At 39.7% G+C, this 23,569-nt stretch carries 17 protein-coding genes; 14 read left to right on the top strand and 3 right to left on the bottom strand.

All coding sequences use genetic code 11. The features are described 5' to 3' along the window. Positions 1–135 precede the first annotated feature (135 nt). The 7 genes from ACZ5L8_RS13365 to ACZ5L8_RS13335 all read left to right on the top strand — a co-directional run bounded on the left by ACZ5L8_RS13365 (position 136) and on the right by ACZ5L8_RS13335 (position 13,977). On the top strand, positions 136–2,352 hold the full coding sequence (locus tag ACZ5L8_RS13365) for a glycoside hydrolase family 2 protein (RefSeq protein ID WP_464438192.1): 2,217 nt from the start codon (positions 136–138) through the stop codon (positions 2,350–2,352). Between the two features lie 131 nt (positions 2,353–2,483). Further along, positions 2,484–4,202 carry an arylsulfatase gene (locus ACZ5L8_RS13360; protein WP_464438191.1) on the top strand — a complete coding sequence of 573 codons (1,719 nt, stop codon included), beginning with the start codon at positions 2,484–2,486 and terminating at the stop codon, positions 4,200–4,202. Positions 4,203–4,232: 30 nt separating this feature from the next. After that, positions 4,233–5,882, top strand: coding sequence for a sulfatase family protein (locus ACZ5L8_RS13355; RefSeq protein WP_464438190.1), 1,650 nt, complete (start codon positions 4,233–4,235; stop codon positions 5,880–5,882). A gap of 20 nt (positions 5,883–5,902) precedes the next feature. Next, positions 5,903–6,967, top strand: a complete 1,065-nt coding sequence (locus ACZ5L8_RS13350) for a glycoside hydrolase family 43 protein (protein WP_464438189.1) — start codon at positions 5,903–5,905, stop codon at positions 6,965–6,967. 5 nt (positions 6,968–6,972) lie between these two features. After that, a complete protein-coding gene (locus tag ACZ5L8_RS13345; RefSeq protein ID WP_464438188.1) occupies positions 6,973–9,348 on the top strand; it encodes a glycoside hydrolase family 2 protein in 2,376 nt (791 codons plus the stop codon). A gap of 252 nt (positions 9,349–9,600) precedes the next feature. Then, entirely contained in the window at positions 9,601–13,641 is a 4,041-nt protein-coding gene (locus ACZ5L8_RS13340; protein ID WP_464440961.1) for a choice-of-anchor L domain-containing protein, read from the top strand. A gap of 117 nt (positions 13,642–13,758) precedes the next feature. Then, positions 13,759–13,977: a PID-CTERM protein-sorting domain-containing protein gene (locus ACZ5L8_RS13335; RefSeq protein WP_464438187.1), complete on the top strand. Its 219-nt coding sequence runs from the start codon at positions 13,759–13,761 to the stop codon at positions 13,975–13,977. On the opposite strand, the gene ACZ5L8_RS13330 is transcribed toward ACZ5L8_RS13335, so the two are convergent. Next, the gene (locus tag ACZ5L8_RS13330; protein ID WP_464438186.1) at positions 13,958–14,548 is read right to left on the bottom strand and encodes a riboflavin synthase; all 591 of its coding nucleotides are present in this window, start codon (positions 14,546–14,548) and stop codon (positions 13,958–13,960) included. The two genes, ACZ5L8_RS13335 and ACZ5L8_RS13330, sit on opposite strands and share 20 nt — an antisense overlap. 58 nt (positions 14,549–14,606) lie before the next feature. Between ACZ5L8_RS13330 and pdxA the strand changes: the two genes are divergently transcribed. The 7 genes from pdxA (at position 14,607) to ACZ5L8_RS13295 (ending at position 20,939) form a co-directional block, all read left to right on the top strand. Further along, positions 14,607–15,674, top strand: coding sequence for a 4-hydroxythreonine-4-phosphate dehydrogenase PdxA (gene pdxA / locus ACZ5L8_RS13325; RefSeq protein WP_464438185.1), 1,068 nt, complete (start codon positions 14,607–14,609; stop codon positions 15,672–15,674). A 154-nt stretch (positions 15,675–15,828) separates the two neighbouring features. Then, on the top strand, positions 15,829–16,380 hold the full coding sequence (locus ACZ5L8_RS13320; RefSeq protein WP_464438183.1) for a YceD family protein: 552 nt from the start codon (positions 15,829–15,831) through the stop codon (positions 16,378–16,380). Positions 16,381–16,388: 8 nt separating this feature from the next. After that, positions 16,389–16,589, top strand: coding sequence for a 50S ribosomal protein L32 (gene rpmF, locus ACZ5L8_RS13315; protein ID WP_462600158.1), 201 nt, complete (start codon positions 16,389–16,391; stop codon positions 16,587–16,589). 165 nt (positions 16,590–16,754) lie between these two features. Beyond that, positions 16,755–17,753 carry a beta-ketoacyl-ACP synthase III gene (locus ACZ5L8_RS13310; RefSeq protein WP_464438181.1) on the top strand — a complete coding sequence of 333 codons (999 nt, stop codon included), beginning with the start codon at positions 16,755–16,757 and terminating at the stop codon, positions 17,751–17,753. A gap of 32 nt (positions 17,754–17,785) precedes the next feature. Continuing rightward, entirely contained in the window at positions 17,786–18,289 is a 504-nt protein-coding gene (gene accB / locus ACZ5L8_RS13305; RefSeq protein ID WP_462600160.1) for an acetyl-CoA carboxylase biotin carboxyl carrier protein, read from the top strand. An 86-nt stretch (positions 18,290–18,375) separates the two neighbouring features. After that, complete coding sequence (accC, locus tag ACZ5L8_RS13300) at positions 18,376–19,728, top strand: acetyl-CoA carboxylase biotin carboxylase subunit (protein WP_462600161.1); 1,353 nt, start codon at positions 18,376–18,378, stop codon at positions 19,726–19,728. 86 nt (positions 19,729–19,814) lie between these two features. After that, positions 19,815–20,939 carry an NAD(P)/FAD-dependent oxidoreductase gene (locus tag ACZ5L8_RS13295; RefSeq protein WP_464438178.1) on the top strand — a complete coding sequence of 375 codons (1,125 nt, stop codon included), beginning with the start codon at positions 19,815–19,817 and terminating at the stop codon, positions 20,937–20,939. Here ACZ5L8_RS13295 and ACZ5L8_RS13290 read toward each other — a convergent pair. Both ACZ5L8_RS13290 and ACZ5L8_RS13285 read right to left on the bottom strand, forming a co-directional pair. Then, on the bottom strand, positions 20,934–21,677 hold the full coding sequence (locus ACZ5L8_RS13290; protein WP_462600163.1) for a LuxR C-terminal-related transcriptional regulator: 744 nt from the start codon (positions 21,675–21,677) through the stop codon (positions 20,934–20,936). The genes ACZ5L8_RS13295 and ACZ5L8_RS13290 overlap by 6 nt on opposite strands. Before the next feature lie 146 nt (positions 21,678–21,823). After that, a complete protein-coding gene (locus tag ACZ5L8_RS13285; protein ID WP_464438177.1) occupies positions 21,824–23,551 on the bottom strand; it encodes a LytTR family transcriptional regulator DNA-binding domain-containing protein in 1,728 nt (575 codons plus the stop codon). Between the last annotated feature and the right edge of the window lie 18 nt (positions 23,552–23,569).

Raw genomic sequence — 23,569 nt, 5'->3', positions numbered from 1 at the left:
ATGAGTATTGTGCTGTGATAAAAGCCGTTGTGCGCCCGCAGATCTAATTTTTTATAGCATTAGCGACAATAGTTGTACACGATTGCTGGCCGTAAAGTTAAAATTGTAGAGAAAACAAGAATTAATTTTAAATAAATGAGAAGAATAACAAGCCTTATCACCCTAGGGTTAATTTTAAACACAATAGTTGTTTTGGCTCAGGGGCCAAAAAGCGCTACCATGCAGACAAAATGGGGTAAAAAAGTTACCGCTGAAAATGTATGGCAAGAATATCCCAGACCTCAACTAGAAAGAGAAGACTGGATGAATCTTAACGGTCATTGGGATTATGCGATCGTTGATAAAAACGCCGCTGCACCACAATCGTATCAAGGTAAGATCTTAGTTCCTTTTGCGGTTGAATCTTCACTTTCGGGCGTGGCAAAAGCTGTTACTCCAGATGACAAAGTGTGGTATTCTAAGACGTTTACTTTGCCTAAGAACTGGGGCGGTAGAGAAATTTTATTGCACTTTGATGCGGTAGACTGGGAAACTAAAGTTTGGTTAAACGGTAAAGAAGTAGGAAGCCACAAAGGTGGTAGTGATCCGTTTACTTTTAATATCACTCCTTATTTAAAGAGTGGTGAGCAAGAGCTTAAGGTTTCAGTTTGGGATCCATCAGACACTGGCATGCAGCCTAGAGGTAAGCAAGTACTTAATCCTAGAAGTATCTGGTATACTTCTGTAACGGGTATTTGGCAAACCGTTTGGCTAGAGCCAGTTCAAAAAACTTTTATTAAATCAATCGAGCCAGTTGCAGATATTGATAACTGTACGATCACTATTAAGAATGCTGTAGAAGGAGCAACTGCAAATACACAATTTGCTGTTGAGGTTCTTGAAGATGGCAAAGTGATCGCTACAGGTGCTGCAAAAGCAAATCAAGATCTTAAGATCGCGATTAAAAATGCAAAACTTTGGTGGCCAGAGAATCCATTTTTATACGAACTTAAAGTCACTGTAAAAAATGGAAATAAAACAGTAGACGAAGCAGATTCTTACTTCGCGATGAGAAAGATCTCAAAAGCTAAAGGAGAACTAGGCTACGAGAGAATGTTGCTTAATAACGAACCGCGTTTTCAATATGGTACGCTAGATCAAGGTTGGTGGCCTGACGGACTCTTAACGCCTCCATCAGAAGAAGCGATGCAATACGATATGGATGTGCTTAAAGAAATGGGCTTTAATATGCTTAGAAAACACATTAAAGTAGAGCCTTCTAGATATTACTATTATGCAGATAAAATAGGACTTCTTATCTGGCAAGACATGGTTTCTGGATATCAATCTGCTGAAGATAAAACACAGCACCTTAGACCTAATTATCCAGAAGATTGGGACAGACCAGCGGCTTCTGTTAAGCAGTGGGAAACAGAGTGGAAGGCGATCATGGATCATTTAAGATTTTTCCCGTCTATCGTTACTTGGGTTCCATTTAATGAAGGTTGGGGACAATTTGAAACTGATCGTATTGTAAAATGGACACAAGATTATGACACCACCAGACTTGTAGACGGAGTTTCTGGATGGACAGATCGTGGTGTGGGCGACATGAACGATGCACACCATTATCCAGGTCCTGGCGCTGAGCCAGCAGAGCAAAACCCAGGAAGAATTATCGTTCTTGGAGAATTTGGAGGTTTAGGATTGCCAGTAGATGGTCACCTTTGGAATCCAGATATGCGCAACTGGGGTTACAGAACATACCATACTGTTGATGAGTTGAAAAAGCAATACGCAACACTTATTCACAATATGGTTCCTATGGTAAACAAAGGCCTATCTGCAGCGGTTTATACACAAACCACAGATGTAGAAGGAGAAGTAAATGGTTTACTTACCTATGATAGAGAAGTGATAAAAATGGATACAGAGTATCTTAAATCACTTAATACTTTGCTTTACGCGAAACCTACTAAGGTAACACCTATTTTGCCAGATTCTGAGCTAAGCGATCAGAAGGTTTGGGTGTCTACGCAAGCACCATCTAATGGAAAAGCACAAGGAGCAAAAGAACAAAACGGATTAGTAAATCTTACTAAAGAAGATCACGTATGGTTGACTAAAAAATTCAACCTTAACAAAACATCTGAAAATCTACAGTTAAGATTATACGGTGCAGGAGATATTAAAGTCTTCATCAATGGAGAAAAAGTAGCAGATAAATTCATAGGTTCTAGAAGAGGACATTATGATGAGTTGAATATTAATGAATTTGCTTCTTCGCTTAAAAAAGGTGAGAACATTATTACTATGGAAGTAAATAATGTGAGAAACGAAGCAGAGTTTGACTTTGGTCTTTACACATACTAAACTGTAAATTCAAAAATTTGAGAACATTTCAGACTTTCTGTTAAGCATAGTGACCTCTTGATCTTAATCAGGGACTTAGTAGCAGAAAGTTTGATCTGTTTTTTTATAAAAATCCAATAAAAGCAATTAGAATGATGCTTAACCAATTAAAAAGTAAAGCTGTAGCATTTACCCTCGCAGGTATTTCTTTAGTGGGTTGTAAAACAAATCCCAATCAAGAAGAAACCGCCGAAACACAAAAAAGACCAAACATCATCCTTATCATGGCAGATGATCTAGGATATTCTGATCTGGGTTGCTATGGTGGAGAAATTGACACGCCTAATCTTAATTATCTTGCTCAAAACGGTATGCGTTTCACGCAATTTTACAACACATCAAGATGTTGTCCTAGCCGTGCTTCTTTGTTAACCGGTCTATATAATCACGAAGCAGGAATAGGCGAGATGACTTCAGATAGAAACCTGCCAGGTTACCGTGGTCACATCACAGAGAATACCGCGACGCTTGCAGAAGTTTTAAAAGCATCAGGATATCACACAGGGATGACAGGTAAATGGCACGTGTCTAACACCGTTGTTCAAGACACACCAGAGAAGCAATTAAGTTGGTTAAATCATCAAGAAGAGCACCCTTGGTTTTCACCAGAAGAGCAATACCCTACAAACCGTGGATTTGAAAAATACTATGGTAACATCTGGGGAGTTGTTGACTTTTTTGACCCATTTAGCTTAGTTAACGGTACAGAACCGGTTACAGAAGTTCCAGACGATTATTATCACACAGATGCGATAAGCGATACTACAGTAGCATATATCAAAGAGTTTAGTAAAGATGACAAACCGTTCTTTTTATACGTTGCAGAGACAGCGCCACACTGGCCGCTTCATGCGCTTCCAGAAGATATTGAGAAGTATAAAGACACGTATAAAGAAGGATGGCAAAGCATTCGCGAAAAACGCTACGCTAAAATGGCAAAGCTAGGTTTGCTTGATTCGGCTACAGCCAAATTATCTCAGCGATGGGAAGATGACCTTACTTGGGAAGAGAATCCGCATAAAGAGTTTGACGCTCGCGCAATGGCAGTTCATGCAGCAATGATAGATCGTATGGATCAAGGTATAGGTCGCATGATCGAAGCACTTAGAGAAACCGGAGAATTAGACAATACACTTATTGTTTTCTTGAGCGATAACGGCGCTAGCCCAGAGAGTTCTGCAGGATATGGCCCTGGTTTTGACAGACCAAGTCAAACGCGAGAAGGCGAGAAAGTGTCATATTCTAAAGACAAAGATGTAATGCCTGGTCCAGAAACCACATTCTTTTCAATAGGGCAACGCTGGGCAAATGTGGCAAACACACCATTTAGATTCTGGAAGTCTCAATCTTTTGAAGGTGGAGTTCACACACCAATGATCGCCTTTTGGCCGAAAGGCATAAAAGCAGAAAAAGGAAGCATCACACCACAAGTGGGCCACGTGATGGACTTCATGCCTACGTTTGCAGAATTGGGAGAAGCAAAATATCCTGAAACGCTAAACGGTAATCAAATAAAACCAGTACAAGGATTAAGTCTTGTACCTGTTCTTAAAGGTGAGCAGCGTCAAGGTCACGATATGCTTTTTAACGAGCATTATAATGCAAAATACGCACGTTCTGGAGACTGGAAGTTGGTTTCAAGATCTGGAAGGCAAGGCGAAACTTGGCATTTGTATAATCTTGCAGAAGACCCAACCGAAACGAATGATCTTGCTGCGCAATATCCAGATCGAGTAAAAGAGATGGAGGCCAGCTGGACGGAATGGGCAAAGAGCCACAGCGTTCTTCCTAAGAGAAAGAACCAGAAGTAAAACTTTTCGCGGAAGCAAAATCTAGAAATTATGAGTGTCAAAAAACTTAAACTATTTGCGTTGCTTGGTATGCTTGCGTTTTCGGTTTTGGGTCAAGCCCAAAAGGAAAATGCAGCGGTAAAAAATCCAAATGTCGTTTTGATCTTATGCGACCAGTGGCGTGCTGATGCTACAAAGCTCAATGGTTTTGGACTTGATACTACTCCGTTTTTAGATAGTCTTGCGCAAAAGGGAACTTGGTTTGATAAAGCATATTGCGCCATGCCTGCCTGTGTGCCTAGTCGCACATCTATGCTTACAGGCAGGTGGCCCAGTGCTACACGTGTGAGCAGCAATATGAATGCGAAAGATGCATTTTTTACTGAGGATATTTATGATGTGGTAAAATCTCAAGGTTATAAAACTGCTTTGATAGGTAAGAATCACACCTATCTTAAGCCTAATGAAGATCTTGATTTCTATGAAGATTTTAATCACTTAGGCACCGGCAAACCGCAAACAGAGGAAGAAAAGGAATTCAATACTTTCTTACATGCGACTAACTTCTATATGAGTGAGAAGGCAACGCCTTTTCCTATAGAAGATCAGATGCCGGCAAAGATCGTGAACAGCGCAGAACAATTTGCAGACAAGTCTAAAGCTGAAGGTTCTCCGTTTTTTATGTGGGTTTCTATCCCAGAACCTCACAATCCTTATCAAGCGCCAGAACCTTATTATTCTATGTTTCCGCCAGAGTCATTGCCAGAACTTGATACAGATGGCGATGATCTTTATAAAAAAGGAAACATTTATATGGTAGAGCGCGAGATCTTGCGCAAAGGATATGGTGATTACGAAAAGCAAATTCCGCGTATTCGCAGTAATTATTATGGTATGATGCGCCTTATAGATGATCAGATCAAGGGTTTTGTAAAACATCTTAAAGAAACTGGCGAACTAGAAAATACCATCATTGTTTTTGTTGCAGATCACGGTGATTATGTAGGCGAATATGGAATGATAAAAAAAGGAGCTGGTGTACCAGAATCGCTAACACGCATACCGATGATCTGGTACGGTCCCGGCATCGAGGCAAACAAAAAACCACACGATGCTCATGTGAGCAATGTAGATATTATGCCTACCATTTGTGATATGCTGGGAGTAGAATTGCCAGGCGGAGTGCAAGGTCGCAGTTTGTGGCCGTTGCTTCAGGGAGAAGATTATCCTGAAGAAGAGTTTGGAAGCATTGTGGTGCAGCAAGGGTATGGAAATCTACGCTATGTGAATTTTGACAATTATAGTCCGTATGATGATGACGGTACCATAAAACGGGGAAGAACACAAGCAGACGAATTAAATACCTGGACGCAGAGCGGTCGCTTAAGAGCGCTTCGCAAAGGTGACTGGAAGCTTGTCTACGACATGCAAGGACATGGCAATCTGTATAATTTAGCAGAAGATCCAGCGGCGATTAATGATCTTTTTGACGATAAAAAATACACTGAGAAAAAAGCAGAACTTCTAGAAGATCTGATCGCTTGGGAGCTGAGATCTCAAGATCCTATGCCGTATCCACATCCTAATCCTGCCCGCAAATATGGTGTGAAAAAGGATCCTAGAAACTACTGGTCGCCGTATAAAAATGAAGCAGAAGAAAACCTTCAAAAGTTGATCAGGGAAGAAAAGTCTAAAAAATAAAATCTCAAACAACAAATAGCATGAAGGTAAGGATCGCATCAATTTTTATGGTATTTGTTGTTCTTTTTTCCTGTAAAGGGAATAAAAATACTGCGAGTAGTTCTTTGGCTACAGCCAAAGAGAAAAAAATTTCCACATACACAAATCCCGTATTTGCCGAAAACTTCGCAGATCCTACTGTGATAAAAGTTGGAAATTGGTATTTCGCTTACGCCACACAATCACGTATTGATGGAAAAACGCAAAACATACAATGTATTAAATCTAAGGATCTGGTGAATTGGCAGCGTGTGGGCGACGCCTTACCACAAAAACCAGATTGGGCCGAAAATCATTTTTGGGCACCGCATGTCATTCAGGATAGGGAGAACAAGAAGTTCTACATGTATTTCTCAGGAGAATCTAAAGATGAGAACATTGGGAAATGTCTAGGTGTGGCCGTTGCAGACTCGCCAGAAGGGCCGTTTATTGATAAGGGCGAACCTTTAAAATGCGGTAAGAGCTATATAAATATTGATCCTATTGCCTTTGACCACGAGGGTAAAAAATATCTGTATTGGGGTTCTGGGCATAAGCCTATTAAAGTAAAAGAACTCACAGCAGACAGGTTGAATTTTAAAGACGATTCTAAGTCTGTAGATGTAATTTTTCCTATTCCAGATAAGGAATATGCAAAGCTCGCAGAGGGCGCCTGGATCATTGAGAAGGATGCGTATTTCTATATGTTTTACTCTGGTGAAAATTGCTGCGGCGAGAATGCGCATTATGCCGTGATGGTGGCTAGAGCGCAATCACCTCTGGGACCTTTTACCACACTGGGCGATGCAAATGGCACAGGAAACAGCGTGATCTTAGAACTTAATAAAACGTGGAAAGCACCAGGGCACAACTCGATCATTAAAGATGAAGCCGGTGAACACTGGATGCTTTATCACGCGATCTACGACGGGCAAGATTCAACCAAAATGGCCAATATAAAAGGCCGTGTCATGCTTATTGACAAACTACAATGGAAAGATGGATGGCCTTACATTGCAGGAAACGCGCCATCAACCACACCACAACAATCACCAATACTAAAATAAAATCCATGAACCGTATCAAAATCGCTTTTCTAGCAACGCTGATGTTCAATAGCATTGTGCTGATGGCGCAAGAAGCCGCAGAACCAGAATCAATTTTAACCGTTTGGGGAGAAAATGTAACTGCGAAGAACGTTTGGCAAGAATATCCCAGACCGCAATTGCAGCGTGAAGAATGGAAATCGCTTAACGGACTTTGGGACGTGAAGATCGCTGCTAATGATTTGGCTACAGCCAAAACAATACAATGGGAAGACAAGATCTTAGTGCCGTTTACGGTTGAAACAAAACTATCTGGCATCGATAAGCAAGTAAAAGATGATGAAGCTATTTTTTACCATCGCGCGATATCGATTGAGAAAGGCTGGAAAGGCAAAAAAATCCTTCTGAATTTTGATGCGTCAGATCACGAGACAAAGGTGTGGATAGATGATAAATACGTGGGTTCTCACGAGGGCGGTTACAGCAGATTTACGTTTGACATCACAGATTATGTCGCAGATAGCAAAGAACACGATTTGACGGTAAAGGTCTTTGATCCACAAAAAAGTATTTTTAAATCTCTAGGAAAACAGGCAAATGCGAGCATGCATTATGAGCGTTGTTCTGGGATTTGGCAATCGGTATGGATGGAGCCTGTTGATGAGACAGCTTTTATTACAGGAGTAAAACAAACACCAACTTTAAAGGCTATTCATTTTGAACCGCAAGTTGAAGGTTCACAAAATGAATTGACCATAAAATATGAAATTTTTGATGCAGGAACTTTGGTAAAAAGCCTTTCGGCGAAAGCTAATGAATCTGTGAAAATTGAAATTCCACAACCTAAACTCTGGTCGCCAGACGCACCTTTTCTATACGATACTAAAATCTCATTGTTTAATGGGAAGAAGAAAATTGATGAGGTTACAAGTTATTTTGGTTTACGCACGGTTGAAAAATCTGGTAAGGATTTTCTGCTGAATGGAAAGCCTATTTTTCAAGTGGGACCGCTGGATCAAAACTACTGGCCCGGCGGCGGAATGACTCCGCCTAGTGAAGAAGCGATGCTTTGGGAAGCAAATTACCTTAAGGAAATAGGTTGCAATATGGTGCGACTGCACATCAAGCAAAATCCAGATAGATTTTACTACAACTGCGATAAGTTGGGACTTTTAGTGTGGCAAGATTTTATTTGCGGGCAATGGGATAATAGAAATCCTGTAGATGCAGAAGATGACGATTGGCAAAAAGAGCAAGAAAATATGATGGATCAATTGTACAATTTTCCTTCTATTGTGCAGTGGATCACTTTTAATGAATCTTGGGGTCAGCATGATGATGAGCGCGTTTTAAAGTGGGCGCAGAGTCAGGATACAACAAGATTATACACGCTTGCCAGCGGTTGGGATGATATCAAAGGTAAAAGCGATATAAGAGATTTACACGATTATACAATGCGCCCTGCGGTTCCCACGCCAGATACAGAAGATCGCATCGTGGTGATAGGCGAAGGCGGCGGTTTTGCATCTGCTGTGCCGGCGCATAACTGGACGGGAAGAAGCAATAAGAGCGGCGAAATTCCTAATCCGTTATTTGGTGGTTTTAACCCAGAAATTCCGCGAGATACTGTGGTTACGCACGATATGTTTAGGCCAACATTTACCACGGGTAAAGCGTTTGAAAAGCAATATGGCGTCTTCGTGAACAACCTGATATTACTTAAAAATAGCGGACTCAAAGCGCTTGTTTACACACAGCTCACAGACATGAAATTAGAAGAAAACGGCTGGTTAACTTTTGATAGAAAAGTGAGTAAGATAGATAAGGACGCTTTGCGCGAAATGCACTCAGATTTGATCAATAGGAGCTATAAACAAGAGATTTTGTTAGAAAATTCGGGAAAAACTGCGAAAAAATGGAAAACTGCACATTTGCCATTTCCTGAAAAGCAAAAGGGAATTCTAGATGCAAAGTTGATACAAGAATTACCAGATCTCAACGCGTTGGTTTGGGAAGATGGTTTGGCGCCCTTTGGCAATACAGATAGCGTGAATACAATGTACGACGGTACAGATCAACTATTCACAAAAAAGAATTTCGCTTTAAGCGAAATTCCTAAAAATCTATCGGTTCGTATTTACAGTTATCAAGAAGGGTCAACACCGTGGGTTCATGCGCGTATTTATATAAACGGAGTTTTTGTGGCTGATGAAACCACTCGTCAAAAAATGCCAGAAATGCGTATCGCAGAAGTCATTTTGCCGAAAGGCGCAATGAAACATTTAAAGAAGGGTGAAAATGAAATTATCATACAATGGGTGCCCGGATTAAAACTTCAAAATGGGAGATTAGCTAATATTCCTACCCAACTTTCTGTAGATGCCTCAATAACAATATTCTAGAAATTATGTGTTTTGTTTAGCTGGTGTGAGCAATAAAAGATGAAATTAAAACGTTTTATTAGGTTTTCATTAACAGGTTAAAGCCACTGAAATGTTAAAAATCAGTGTATTACAGCGATAAAATTTGCATTTTATCTGTTTGTCGTTATTTTTGTGTCGTTCAACCTGAAATGGTAACTCTCATAAAATAACCCAACACCATTTCATAAGACGTTTTGTTTTATGAAGCTAAACCTATTATTCATTTTTTTGATGATAGCCGTAACTGGCTATTCTCAATCAGTTTCTGTAAATCCAGAAGCTGACCCTGCCGCGTTGGTAAGCTCATTGCTTAATGACGGTTGTGTGCAGGTGTCTAATGAATCATTCTCTTCTTTAGAGGCTGTTTCATACTTTAATAATAACGGCGGTAATTTTCCTATTAACGAGGGCGTGATCATTCGCAGCGGTAGAGCTCAGAACTCTGCTGGTTCTTATAATGGCTCAGGTCTAAGCACGCAGCTTAATACAAATTCTGATGCTGATCTTGTTGCGCTTAATGCAAGTAATGGTCAATCTTCTGTGATCACAGATGTTGCGTATTTACAATTTGATTTTGTGCCGTTGTCTAGTAATTTTTCTTTCAATTTTTTGTTTGCTTCTAATGAGTATGGCGAGTGGCAATGTGTTTCTAGTGATGTGTTTGCTTTTTTACTCACAGATCTAGAAACTGGCGAAACACGTAATCTTGCGGTAATCCCGGGTTCTAATACGCCTGTTTCTGTAAGGAACATTAAAGATTCTGCTTACAACAACTCTTGTGGTTCAGATAATGCAAATCTGTTTTCGAGCTACGAAGTGCAGGATCCTGCAAATTCTAGTGTGAATATGCGTGGGTATACGCAAGTGATGAACGCTTCGGCAAATATTACTCCAGGAAAATCATACAGATTGCGTCTCGTTATCGGCGATAGTAATGACGCTGATTATGATAGTGCTATTTTCTTAAGAGCAGGAAGCTTTAGAACTAACGTGAATCTAGGCGCTGATTTTTCGCTGTGTACAGGCGACGAGAAAATATTAAATACCAACCTTGACGCTTCGGTTTATGAGCATACTTGGTATCGCAACGGTCAGGTGATCGCCGGCGAAACGGGCAGCACACTTGCAGTTAGCACTTCAGGAAGTTATACTGTTGAAATTAGCAGAGCTTCTAGCAATTGTCTAGCTTCAGATACTGTAAATGTCACGGGTCTTCAAGTAAACGATCCTCAGGATCTGCTTACTTGCTATGATGCATCTGGTGTTTATTCTTTTGACTTAAGTCAAAACGACGAAGAAGCTTTAGGTCTCAATCCGTCAGTTTTTGAAGTGTTGTATTATGCTGATCTCAATGATCTTGTGTCGGGCAACGCAATTCCTGAAAGTGAATTGACCAACTTCTCAGGAAACGCTGATCAAAGAATTTATTTTAAGATCCAAAATAACAATACTGGCAATACGTGTAGCGCGATCTATAGTTTTGACCTGCTTGTTAACGATGAGATTGTCCCCGGACAAGCTGCTGATCTTGAGTATTGTGTTTCGCAGGGTGGTACTTCTGTAAGCGTTGATCTTAATTTGGCTAGAGCCGAAATAATAAATGGACAGAATCATCTTGATCTATCCTTTTATACTTCACAAGCTGCTGCTGAAGCTGGTAACTCAGCGATCGCTGATCCTTCTTCATATAATATAGATGCAGCAAATACTGAAAGCACCTTTTGGGTACGTTTAGTAGACACACGATTACCTTCTTGTTATGCTGTGACAAGTTTTAATGTGATCTTAAATATGCCACCGCCGGTAACTACACTAGATAATGTTGTGGCGTGTAGCGCTTATGAACTTCCAGTAATTGAAAATGGCGTTTTTTATACAGGAGCAAACCAAACAGGAGATATGCTTTCGCCTGGCGACCTTATCGAAGAAACGGGAACGATATATATTTTTAGCGGCCCAGATGAAAATGGTTGTGTAAGTCAGTCAAGTTTTAGAGTTTGGTTGATGGAAGATTTTAGATTACAAGAATATTACTGTGATCATTTTACTATTCCTCAATTGCCAGCTGGCGGATTTTACACGCAGGCAGGCGGCCCAGAAGGTGCTGGTGAAGAAATTCCTGTTGGCACAACGTTGTACACGTCTCAAACAGTTTACTTCTATGGTATTGTGGATGATGAGGTTTGTAAAGACGAAGGTCTAAACCTTGTAATAAGAGAGCTTCCGCCGATAGATCAGCCAGAAGATATTGTTACTTGCAACAGTTACGAGTTGCCGCCGCTTACAAACGGAGATTATTTTTCTAGACCTAATGGAGAAGGTAGAAGATATAATGCTGATGATGTTATCACGACATCGCAAACAATATATGTGTACAGCGATGACGGCTATTGTGGTAATCAAAACGCATTTAATGTAAATATTACTCCGGTTTTTGAGAACATTGATGCTTGTGGAAGTTATATTCTGCCAGAGGTAAATGTGGGTGGATATTTCACTGAAGCCAATGGTGCTGGTCAACAAATCCCAGAACTCACAGAAATTACGAGCACAACCATAGTTTATTATTACGCCGAAACAACTTCAACGCCTAACTGTACTTCTAATTCAGGATTTCAGATACATATTACGCCTATTCCGCCGGTAGATACTTTAAGTGATATCACCATTTGTGATGGCGATTCTTATGTGTTGCCCGCTATCGCAAACGGACAATATTTTAAAAAGTCTAATCGTGGAGGGCAAGAACTTTTAGCCGGTGAGGCAATTATAGAAACCACGACGCTGTATATCAATAATGAAGTAAACGGTTGTAGCGACGAAACTTCATTTACAGTAACAGTGCGAGAGTTGCCTCCAGTAGACAACTTCTCTGATGTTTACACCTGTTCACCTTATGAATTACCAGAGTTGACTAACGGTAGATATTACACGCAGCCAGCGGCACAAGGTGAAGAGTTATTCGCAGGTGAGATCATTGCAGAAACCATTACAATTTACATTTATAGCGAGTGGGATGATTATGACGCATGCTATAATGAAGATTTCTTTACCGTGTATTATGAAGGTATAGATGTAGGCGAGTTTGAGGATATTGCGACCTGTGATTCTTATATACTTCCAGAGATAGAAATTGGTAATTATTACACTTCCCCTCGAGGTGCTGGCGACATGCTAGTCGCGGGAGACACTATTACAAGCACGCAACAGATCTATGTGTATGCCAGGCGAGGAACTCGTTTTTTCTGTGAGGATGAGAACACTTTTACCGTGACTATTTCTCAAACACCAGAGCTTCCTGTTTTTGAAAACACAACAAGTTGCGGTGAGTTTGAGTTGCCAGATCTTTCTAATGAGAATGATGAGGTAACCTATTTCTGGAGGTCTAACACTGGTGAAGAAATGGTTGAAAATCAATATACCATTACAGAGCCCGGCACCTATGATATTTATGTTTTGGCTAATGCCAAAAGTAATCAGGACTGCTATGTAGAAGCAGAGTTTACTGTGACGGTTTATCCACTTAGAGAAATTGAAGCAACAGCTACATTGATCTGTAGAAACCCTGAAACTGGCGAAGTAGAATCGCCTGCATACGTTACAACAGGTATAGATCCGGCAGAATTTGAAGTAAACTGGTATATCAATAACACTTTAGTGCATACTGGAGTTGATTTTGAAGCTTTTGAAGTGGGCGAGTATACCATTGAAACTGTTAAACTTAATCCTGAAGTAGGAGCCGATTGTAATTATGCAGTTGAAAAAGTACAAGTAAAAGAATCCGGATTGCCTATAATTTCCGTAGATGTCTCACAGCCTTTTTCTGATGTTGCAAACATTGAGATAACTGTAGAAAGAGGTTATGGAGAATATGAGTATAAGTTAAATGATGGCGAATATCAGCTAGACAATATCTTTAAAGATGTAGATGCTGGTAAGCATTATGTTTATGTAAGAGGAGTAGGTAGTGATTGTGGTGAAGCTGTTGTTGAAGTTACAGTTGTGAAATACCCTAAATACTTTACACCTAATCAAGATGGATATAATGATACATGGAATATAACAAGCTTACAAGATCATCCAGAGGCAAAGATCAATATTTATGACCGTTATGGTAAGTTGATCAAGCAAATTTTACCTTCTAGCTCCGGCTGGAATGGGTTATATAATGGTAGAGATCTACCATCTGATGATTATTGGTTTAAAGTTTGGTATGAAGACGAAGAAGATGGTCTTGTTGAGTTTGCAGCCCACTTCACATTGAAGAGATAGAATGTAAAACGTTTTAGTTGTTAATTGTATGATTCACTGCTAATTTGTCTTGTAGTTTGTCGATAATAATGTTAATTTCGCCTCAGCGAATTGAATGCCCTAAATTAAATCGCTAAGATGCGCCCCACAAAAACCGCCTTATTCGTATGCTTTAGCATCGTGTGCAGTCTAGCTTATGCAGGAGGTGAAACTCCGCCTGCGCCAAACAGCACTAGAGCTGGTGGCCCGCCGCCGCCAGTAGGTTTACCGATAGATTCTGATCTATGGGTGCTGGCTTGCGTTGGATTACTTCTAGGTGTTTTTTACGCTTTTAAAACTAAGATTGTAAGGAGGTAATTCGGCTTACATACTTTCCTATTAAATCAAACTCAAGATTTACGGTATCCCCTATTTTTAGATCTTTAAATGTCGTATGCTCAAATGTATACGGGATTATTGCCACGCTAAAACCATCAATTTCTGAATCTACCACCGTTAGACTTACACCATTAACTGTGATGCTGCCTTTTGGGATAGTTACATTGTTAAGAGAAGTGTCGTACTTAAAATAGAATCTCCAGCTACCGTCTTCTTGAATGATATTTTCGCAAACGCCAGTTTGATCAACGTGTCCTTGTACGAGGTGACCATCTAATCTTGCGCCTAAGATCATTGCTCTTTCTAGATTAACAGGATCTCCTTCTTGCAGCTCGCCAAGATTTGTTTTTAATAGTGTTTCTTCGATTGCGGTTACCGTATACGTTTCGGCGGTTGTTGCTACTACGGTTAGACAGGCGCCATTGTGTGCAACGCTCTGGTCTATTTTTAGATTTGGCGTAAGCCTACTCATAACTTCTATGTGTAGATTCTCTTCTTCTTTTGTGAGGTTTTTAATTTTGCCGATATCCTCAATGATTCCCGTAAACATAGTTGAATCTATTTAAGTACTTTTGTTAGCAAACTTACAAAGAAAGCATTTGTGCTTTATGACAAAAGATGAAAACATAAAGGTGGGTATCTCTATAGGAGATATTAATGGTATAGGTGGAGAGATCATTCTTAAGACGTTTGAAGATGCTAGAATGCTGGATTTCTGTACGCCTGTGATTTTTGCCTCACCAAAATTGATAAGCTATTTTACAAAGCAATTAAAATTAGACCTTAAATTTCAGGGTGTAAAAACTGCTGAAAAGGCGATACCGGGCAAGGTGAATGTTGTGAGCGTGTGGAATGAGACTGTTGAGGTGAACTTTGGCGAAGAAAACGCAACTGGTGGTAAATATGCTTTAAAATCACTTCAGGCGGCGGTTAAAGCGCTTAAGGCAGATGAGGTTGATGTGTTAGTCACAGCACCTATTAATAAATCAAATATCCAGAGTGATGATTTTAAATTTCCTGGACATACAGATTACCTTAATCAGGAGTTGAAAGGCGATAGCCTTATGTTTATGGTAACGCAGGATATTAAAGTGGGTTTATTAACAGATCATGTTCCTGTAAAAGATGTGCCGGCTAAGATCACTAAGAAACTGATCCATCAGAAATTTAGAACCATAAAAGATTCTTTGATCAAGGATTTCGCTATAGCGAAACCTAAAGTGGCGTTTTTAGGCATAAATCCTCATGTGGGCGATAAGGGCGTTATAGGTAAAGAAGACGAGGAGATTTTAATACCAGCGCTAAAGGAACTTCAGGATAACGGCGAGATCGCTTATGGTCCTTATGCCGCAGATAGTTTTTTTGGGAGCGGTAATTATAAAAACTTTGATGCGATCATTGCCGCATATCACGATCAAGGGTTAATACCATTTAAAACGCTGGCCTTTGGCAGAGGGGTGAATTTCACTGCGGGACTTGATAAGGTAAGAACGTCGCCAGACCATGGCACTGCTTATGAGATAGCAGGTAGTTGTAAAGCAGACGAAGGCTCATTTAAAGAAGCGGTATTTGCCGCTCTCGAGATCTATAAGGCACGTGATTTACATCAAAAGTTAACAGCAAACGTGTTAAAAAAACAACCAAAAAAAGCAAGATCGTCTAAACGAGACCATTAGAAAATACGCGACTTTCTTGCAGATGTAGAAAATTTGTAATAAAATTTAAGCACAGGTAGTTATCACCTAAAATAAAATGTATATCTTTGCACCCGCCTTTTGGGCAGGGTGTCTCCTGTTTTTTAGGTGGAGTTGTCTGAGAAAGTGAAGTGAGATGAAAGAATTGAAAGTATTTACCATACAGTTTGTAGGTTTAAAACTAGGTGAGCACGATTTTCAATACCAGATTGACAACGCGTTCTTTCAACATTTTGGATACGATGATTTTAACAGCATAGCTGTTGATGTTAATGTAAAGCTCATTAAAAAGACCACCCTTATGGAGTTTGAGATAACTTCTAAAGGAGAGGCTAATGTAAATTGTGATCTTACTAACGAAGAATTTGATACACCAGTAAATGGTAGTTACAAGTTTGTAGTGAAGTTTGGAGAAGAATTTAACGATGAGGATGAAGATATCATTATTCTGCCTCATGGCGAATATGAGATCAACATAGCACAGCAGGTTTATGAAACTATCGCTCTTTCTATGCCAAATAAAAGGGTTCACCCGGGTGTAGAAGACGGAACATTAAAATCTGAAGTGTTAGAAAAACTTGAAGAATATAGTCTTTCAGCAGGTGATGAGAATGAAGCTGAGCCGGAAGACGATAAGGAAATAGATCCGCGATGGGCGGAATTAAAAAAACTTTTAACGGATAAATAACTTAGGAAATGGCACATCCCAAAAGGAAAATCTCGAAAACGAGAAGAGATAAAAGAAGAACACACTACAAGGCTTCTATGCCTAAAATCGCAGTAGATCAAACTACTGGTGAAGCACACCTTTATCACAGAGCACACTGGCACGAAGGTAAACTGTATTACCGTGGTCAGGTAGTGATCGATGCAACATCTGACGAAGAGGTTGCTTAATACGCACTAAAACATGTACATAGAAAACTCTCTATAATAAGGGAGTTTTTTTGTTTTGTGGCCAAAGCAAAAAAAGTTAATTCTTGAGCCAAAGTGTCCAAATTTTAGTACTTTTCAGGCCATTTTGGAGCGAAATGATCCCATTTTCGCACAAACACCAAGTATATGAGCAAAATCACGGCAGCCATAACCGCTGTGGGAGCGTACGTTCCTGAGTATGTACTTTCTAATAAGATTCTAGAAACTATGGTTGATACCACTGATGAGTGGATCACTACTAGAACAGGAATTAAAGAGCGAAGAATTCTTAAGGAACCTGGTAAAGGGACTTCCTTTTTAGGAATCAAAGCGGCAGAGGATCTTATTAAAAAAGCAGACCTTGACCCGGCAGAAATCGATCTGGTACTTCTTGCATCTGCAACACCAGATATGCCCGTAGCGTCTTCAGCAACTTATATTGCTTCTCAAATAGGAGCTGTAAATGCATTTTCTTACGATCTGCAAGCAGCTTGTTCCAGTTTTTTATATGGTATGTCTACAGCCTCTGCATTTATAGAGAGTGGTAGATATAAAAAGATATTATTAATAGGTGCAGATAAAATGTCCTCTATTATAGATTATACAGATCGTACGACTTGTATAATCTTTGGCGATGGTGCCGGGGCAGTTTTGTTTGAGCCTAATGAAGAAGGCTTAGGTCATCAAGACGAAATTTTACGTACTGATGGTATAGGTCGTGAGTTTCTTAAGATCGAGGCGGGTGGTTCTATACTTCCTCCTACGGCAGAAACTGTTGCTAATAAACAGCATTACGTACATCAAGATGGTAAGACCGTATTTAAATTTGCGGTTTCTAACATGGCAGATGTAAGTGAGCAGATCATGAATCGCAATGGTCTTTCACACGATGATATTAGCTTTCTTGTGGCGCATCAAGCTAATAAGCGTATTATTGATGCAACTGCTAATCGCATGGGTCTTGTAGACGAGAGCAAAGTGTTGATGAACATTCAGCGATACGGTAATACCACATCAGCGACATTACCTTTGTTGCTTAGCGATTATGAAAAGCAACTTAAAAAAGGAGATAATATAATTTTCGCCGCTTTTGGCGGTGGGTTCACATGGGGCTCCATATATTTGAAATGGGCCTATAATTCTTAGATTCTAATTCTAATCTAACTAACGCTTACATTATGGAATTAAAAGAGATTCAGAACCTAATCAAGTTTGTAGCAAAATCTGGCGCGAGCGAGGTTAAACTTGAGATGGGCGATGTAAAGATCACGATCAAAACTGGTGGTGAGGAAAGCAAAGGAGAGACAACTATCCTTCAACAAATCCCTATGGGAGCTATGCAACAAGCTGCGCCTGTACAGGCACAAGCACCAGTTGCTCCTGCAGCTCCAGCTGAAGCGGCTCCAGCTGCAGAAGCTCCTAAGGCTGCTGAGGATTCAAAATATATCACAGTAAAATCACCTATCATCGGTACTTTCTACAGAAAGCCTGGTCCAGATAAACCAACATTTGTTGAAGTAGGTGCTACAGTTAAAGAAGGTGATGTGCTTTGTGTGATTGAAGCTATGAAACTTTTCAACGAGATTGAAAGCGAAGTTTCTGGTAAGGTTGTAAAAGTACTAGTTGATGATGCTTCTCCAGTAGAGTTTGATCAACCACTTTTCTTAATCGATCCATCATAGATAGCATACAATTGCGGGCCTAGTTGCCCGCTTTTTGATTTTTTTGGCTACAGCCAAAACTTCTTTCAATCAATCTAGATCATATCATGTTCAAGAAAATACTTATAGCAAACAGGGGAGAGATCGCTCTACGTGTGATCCGTACCTGTAAAGAAATGGGTATCAAAACCGTTGCTGTTTACAGTACCGCTGATGCAGATAGCTTGCATGTGCGTTTTGCAGATGAAGCCGTGTGTATAGGTCCTGCTCCTAGTAGCGAGTCATACCTTAAAATGTCAAATATTATTGCTGCCGCAGAAATCACGAATGCAGACGCGATCCATCCAGGATACGGGTTTCTTTCAGAGAATGCAAAGTTCTCTAAGATCTGTGAGGAGCACGAGATAAAATTTATTGGGGCTTCTGCTGAGATGATCTCTAAAATGGGAGATAAAGCAACAGCAAAGGCAACCATGAAAGCTGCTGGTGTGCCTTGTGTACCTGGTAGTGAAGGGATCCTTGATGATTTTGCTGATGCAGAAAAGATCGCAGAAGAAATAGGATATCCTGTAATGCTTAAAGCTACTGCCGGTGGTGGTGGTAAAGGTATGCGCGCTGTGTGGAAGAAAGAAGACCTTAAGAAAGCTTGGGATTCTGCACGTCAAGAAGCTGGTGCTGCCTTTGGTAACGATGGCATGTACATGGAAAAACTTATCGAAGAGCCTCGCCACATTGAGATCCAAGTGGTAGGAGATAGCAATGGTAAGGCATGTCACTTGTCTGAGCGTGACTGTTCAGTACAACGTCGTCACCAGAAACTTACAGAGGAAACACCGTCTCCATTCATGACAGATAAACTGCGTGAAGATATGGGTAAAGCTGCCGTTCGTGCTGCAGAATTCATTAGCTACGAAGGTGCTGGTACAGTAGAATTTCTTGTGGATAAACACCGCAATTTCTACTTTATGGAGATGAACACACGTATACAAGTTGAGCACCCTATTACAGAGCAAGTTGTAGATTATGACTTGATCCGTGAGCAGATCTTAGTAGCTGCTGGTGTGCCAATTTCTGGTAAGAACTATTATCCTCAATTGTGCAGCATCGAGTGCCGTATCAATGCAGAGGATCCTTATAACGATTTTAGACCTTCACCAGGTCGTATCACAAATTTACATGCGCCAGGAGGTCACGGTGTGCGTATCGATACTCACGTGTATAGTGGGTATATGATCCCGCCTAACTATGACTCAATGATCGCAAAATTGATCACTACTGCACAAACGCGTGAAGAAGCGATCAATAAGATGAAGCGTGCATTAGACGAGTTTGTAATAGAAGGTATTAAAACCACAATCCCTTTCCACAGGCAATTGATGGATCATCCAGATTATGTTTCTGGTAATTATACCACAAAATTCATGGAGGACTTTAAAATGGCTCCTCCATCTGAAGACTAATCATACATTAAGCCTCGCAATTGTGAGGCTTTTTTTTGGCTTAAAGCCAAAATATTTTCTCCACGATTCAGCCTATATTTGAAAGTATGGGACAATCCTTTTCTTACTGGGAACTTAAAAGTTGGTTTACAGACATTGATTTTGTTGTTGTAGGCAGCGGGATCACTGGGGTTTCGTGTGCATTGGAACTTCGCAAAAAACATCCTGAATCAAAAATCTTGATCTTAGAACGAGGAATATTACCCAATGGCGCAAGTACAAAAAACGCTGGTTTTGCTTGTTTCGGCAGTCCATCTGAAATTATTGAGGATCTTAAATCTCATACAGAAGATGAAGTTCTACAGCTTATTGAGCAGCGTATACGTGGGCTTGAGATCTTGAGAAAAAGATTAGGCGATCAAACCATTAAATACGAGCAAAACGGCGGTTATGAGCTCTTTTTACAAAGAGATGAGCAATTGTATAGAGAATGTGTAGAAAAGCTTCCAGCGCTTAATAAAATGCTTTCTCCGTTGCTTGGAGCAAACACCTTTAAATCTGTAAAAGATCCATTTAATTTTAACGGACTCATGCCGCAATTGATCTTGAGCAAATACGAAGGTCAGATCGATACCGGTGCTATGATGCAAGCCTTATTAAAACTTGCCGCACTAGAAAATATACTCATTCTTAATCATCAGGAAGTTTTAGATTTTGAAGATCTGGGAGATAAAGTGAGCGTAAAAACGAACACTGCAGAACTTATGACGCGCAAGCTTCTGATCGCTACAAACGGTTTCGCTGAAAGGCTAAACATCAAAAATGTCGCTCCTGCAAGGGCGCAGGTTTTGATCACAAAATCCATAAAAAACCTGCAGATCAAAGGCACTTTTCATCTGGATAAAGGTTATTATTATTTTAGAAATATTGATAATAGAATTCTTTTTGGCGGTGGCCGAAATTTGGATTTTAAAGGTGAGCAAACCACAACGATGGCAACCACTTTGTTTATCCAAGAGCAATTAAAAACCCTTTTACAACAAGTTATTTTACCAAACACTCCATTTGAGATCGATCATCAGTGGAGCGGAATTATGGGCGTAGGCGAGCAGAAAAAACCTATTGTAAATAGGCTTTCGCCAAATGTCGCCTACGGCGTTCGCCTAGGCGGAATGGGAGTTGCAATTGGTAGTCTGGTAGGCAAAAGACTTGCTGAGATGATAGATTTATAGAAATGCACTCGCATACTGCTGCCAATCTTTTGTGCTTCTAATGTTCAACTTTTTTATGATCGTTTTTCTGTGAGTGGCCACTGTACTTTCAGACAGGTATAATTCTGCTGCGATGATCTTGTTAAGTTTACCCATTGATATAGATTTAAAGACCTCTAGCTCTCTTAACGTAAGTTGATCAAAATGTTCTTTATTTTGCATTCTAAAATGAAATTGAGCCTTCAATTTATCAAGGTGCTTAATCGCATGTGGCAAGTTTTTATGGTCTATCTCTAAGCGAATCTCTGTCTTGTCATAAGACCTTTTAATTTCATATTTCACTTCTTTGGGCTCTTCTGGGATTTGTATTTCTTCTTTTAAGAAATCAAGGGCTTGATTTTTTGTCATAAAATATTTTGGAGGCAAAATGGAGTTAACATTATTGAATGAGTCAATAAGAGAAAGATGGGCGTTTTCTTCTCGTGGCACAGTAAAAGCAACTTTGCGTAAACCACATTTGTATTGTGGTTCTAAAATGCTTTTTTCTATCCATTCGTGTAGCTCTGAAGGGATATGTAAATTGAAGTTTTCTTTAAGCCATAGCAATCCTTGTGGGCGTACTTTTTTAAAGAATCGTAAAAAGTTTTTTAGCTCTGTTTGAAATTGATCAACAGAGAGTTTTTTTGCAGTCCATTCTTGTATTAAAATGGAGTTTTGCTTTTCGATAGATAAGAAATCTGAGGTGTAAACTTGTGACATAATCGATTGGAGGGAAAAATTTTCTAACCGAAATGTCTAAAATATGTGTCACACAACCCCAATGTTTACGCGCCTTTGGCACGAAACGACGCTTATTAGTCATGAGTGACAGACTATGATTTTAAAATTAAAATGTCTTTACATGTTTAAGATGCAAAAAGGGGATGCCTTTCTTCTCTTAGCATTTGCTTGTATGTGCGCGAAAGTGGTATTGTATTGCCATCTTCTAAAATTACTTGGGCGGTATGAACTGCTTTTACCTTCTCAAGATTTACTACAAAAGAGCGATGAACTTGTAAGAAACCTTGTTGCTCCAGATTCTCAAGTCTATCTTTTAAACTGTTTCTTTCAGTGATAGGTAATTCTTGATCTTCTACGTAATAATCTAGATAATGTCCTTCACTTTTTACATAAGCCACCTTATTAAGTTTAATGACCTGTTTGTTGTTAAGGATCAAACTTTCTTCTTTCAGATTTTCTTTGGCCTTGAGCCCATCTTGTAATTTTTTAAAAGAAGCAAGCATTGCCTTGTGGCGTTCTTCTAACTGTTCTTTAGTATGCTTAGTTTTTCTATATTTTTTATAGACCAAGACCAAAACAATAATAATTGCAATCGCAGTTACACCTATGACAATAAGATATGTTGAAGATTTTTTATTTTGATCTAAAGCCGCGACGAGTTCTTCTTCTTTAGCATCCAGATCGTATGCATTTGCGGCCATTAAAACCTTGCCCAGATCGTTGTGCTTTATAAGGCTGTCTTTGATTTTTGTATACGTAGCAAGTGCTTCATAGGCTTCGTCTAGTTTGCCCTGTTTTTGTTTTACTTGAGCGATCTCTAGGTATAGAGGATACAAATATGGTGTTGACCTGTATTTTTTGATCAGGTTAACACTTGAGTCAACTACCTTTTCTGCGGCGTCATAATTTTCTTGGCTATTGTAAAGTTTCAATTCTACAGCAAGCAACATAATTGAACGTTGACCATTATAATCTGGCAGATCAAATGCTTTAGCTTTTTCTAAACTGGCTTTCGCCAAATCTAATTTGTCAAGAGAGACATACGCACTGGCTAGATTTTGATAAATAGACGATAGCTGAAGCGGAGAGATCTCATTCTTTTTTTCTAGAAGTTTATTGTAATAAAAAACACTGCTGTCTGGCATTTTTCTTACTCCAAAATTTGCTGCAAGATTCTTTGTCGCCATTTGTAATAACCTAGGCTCATTGTTTTTCTGCGCTTCTTCGTAGGCTCTTTTGTACCATCTAGCAGCTTCTTCATTTTGATAAAGGCGAGCGTAAGTATTTGCTAGATCTGCGTATGTTGTGATTAAGTTGGGAGATTTTAGAGAGTCAAATATTTTGGCTGCAGCCAAATAATTATCTACTGCTTTATTAAGATCTCCCTGACGCATTTGAGATCGTGCTTTATATGAAAGACCTATCGCATAAAGAGAATCATCTTTTTCTTGTTTAGCCAAAGTAAGGATGACATCAGCGATGGCGCTTAATTTATCATATTTTTCACTTCTGCCATAAGCGCTTGCCTGCATGCGTAAGATTCTAACTTTTAAATCAAATGGAGCCTCAGCGGATAGCTCAGCGGCCTTTTCAAAACTGGTAACAGCAAGATCAATATCATTTTTGCGCATCGCTGCAGAACCTATGGTAAAGTAACCTTCTGCTTGTTGCGTAACATCATCACTTTTAATGAGTTCTTCTCCCTGTTTTATAAGGATATCTGGATTAGGAGGTCTTTGTTGAGAATTTCTGGGAGGCGCTTGAGAATAAACTTGAAAAACTGAGAAAAAAACAAAAAAGAATACAGTCACAAAGCGTTTAATAAACGCTCTTAGGGATTGATTAGGAGTCATTAGTTTAGGGTTGGTTAT

This window comes from Leeuwenhoekiella obamensis (genome assembly GCF_055391795.1).
The sequence above is the reverse complement of the archived record's forward strand: the minus strand, read 5'-3'. Positions and strand labels throughout refer to the sequence as shown.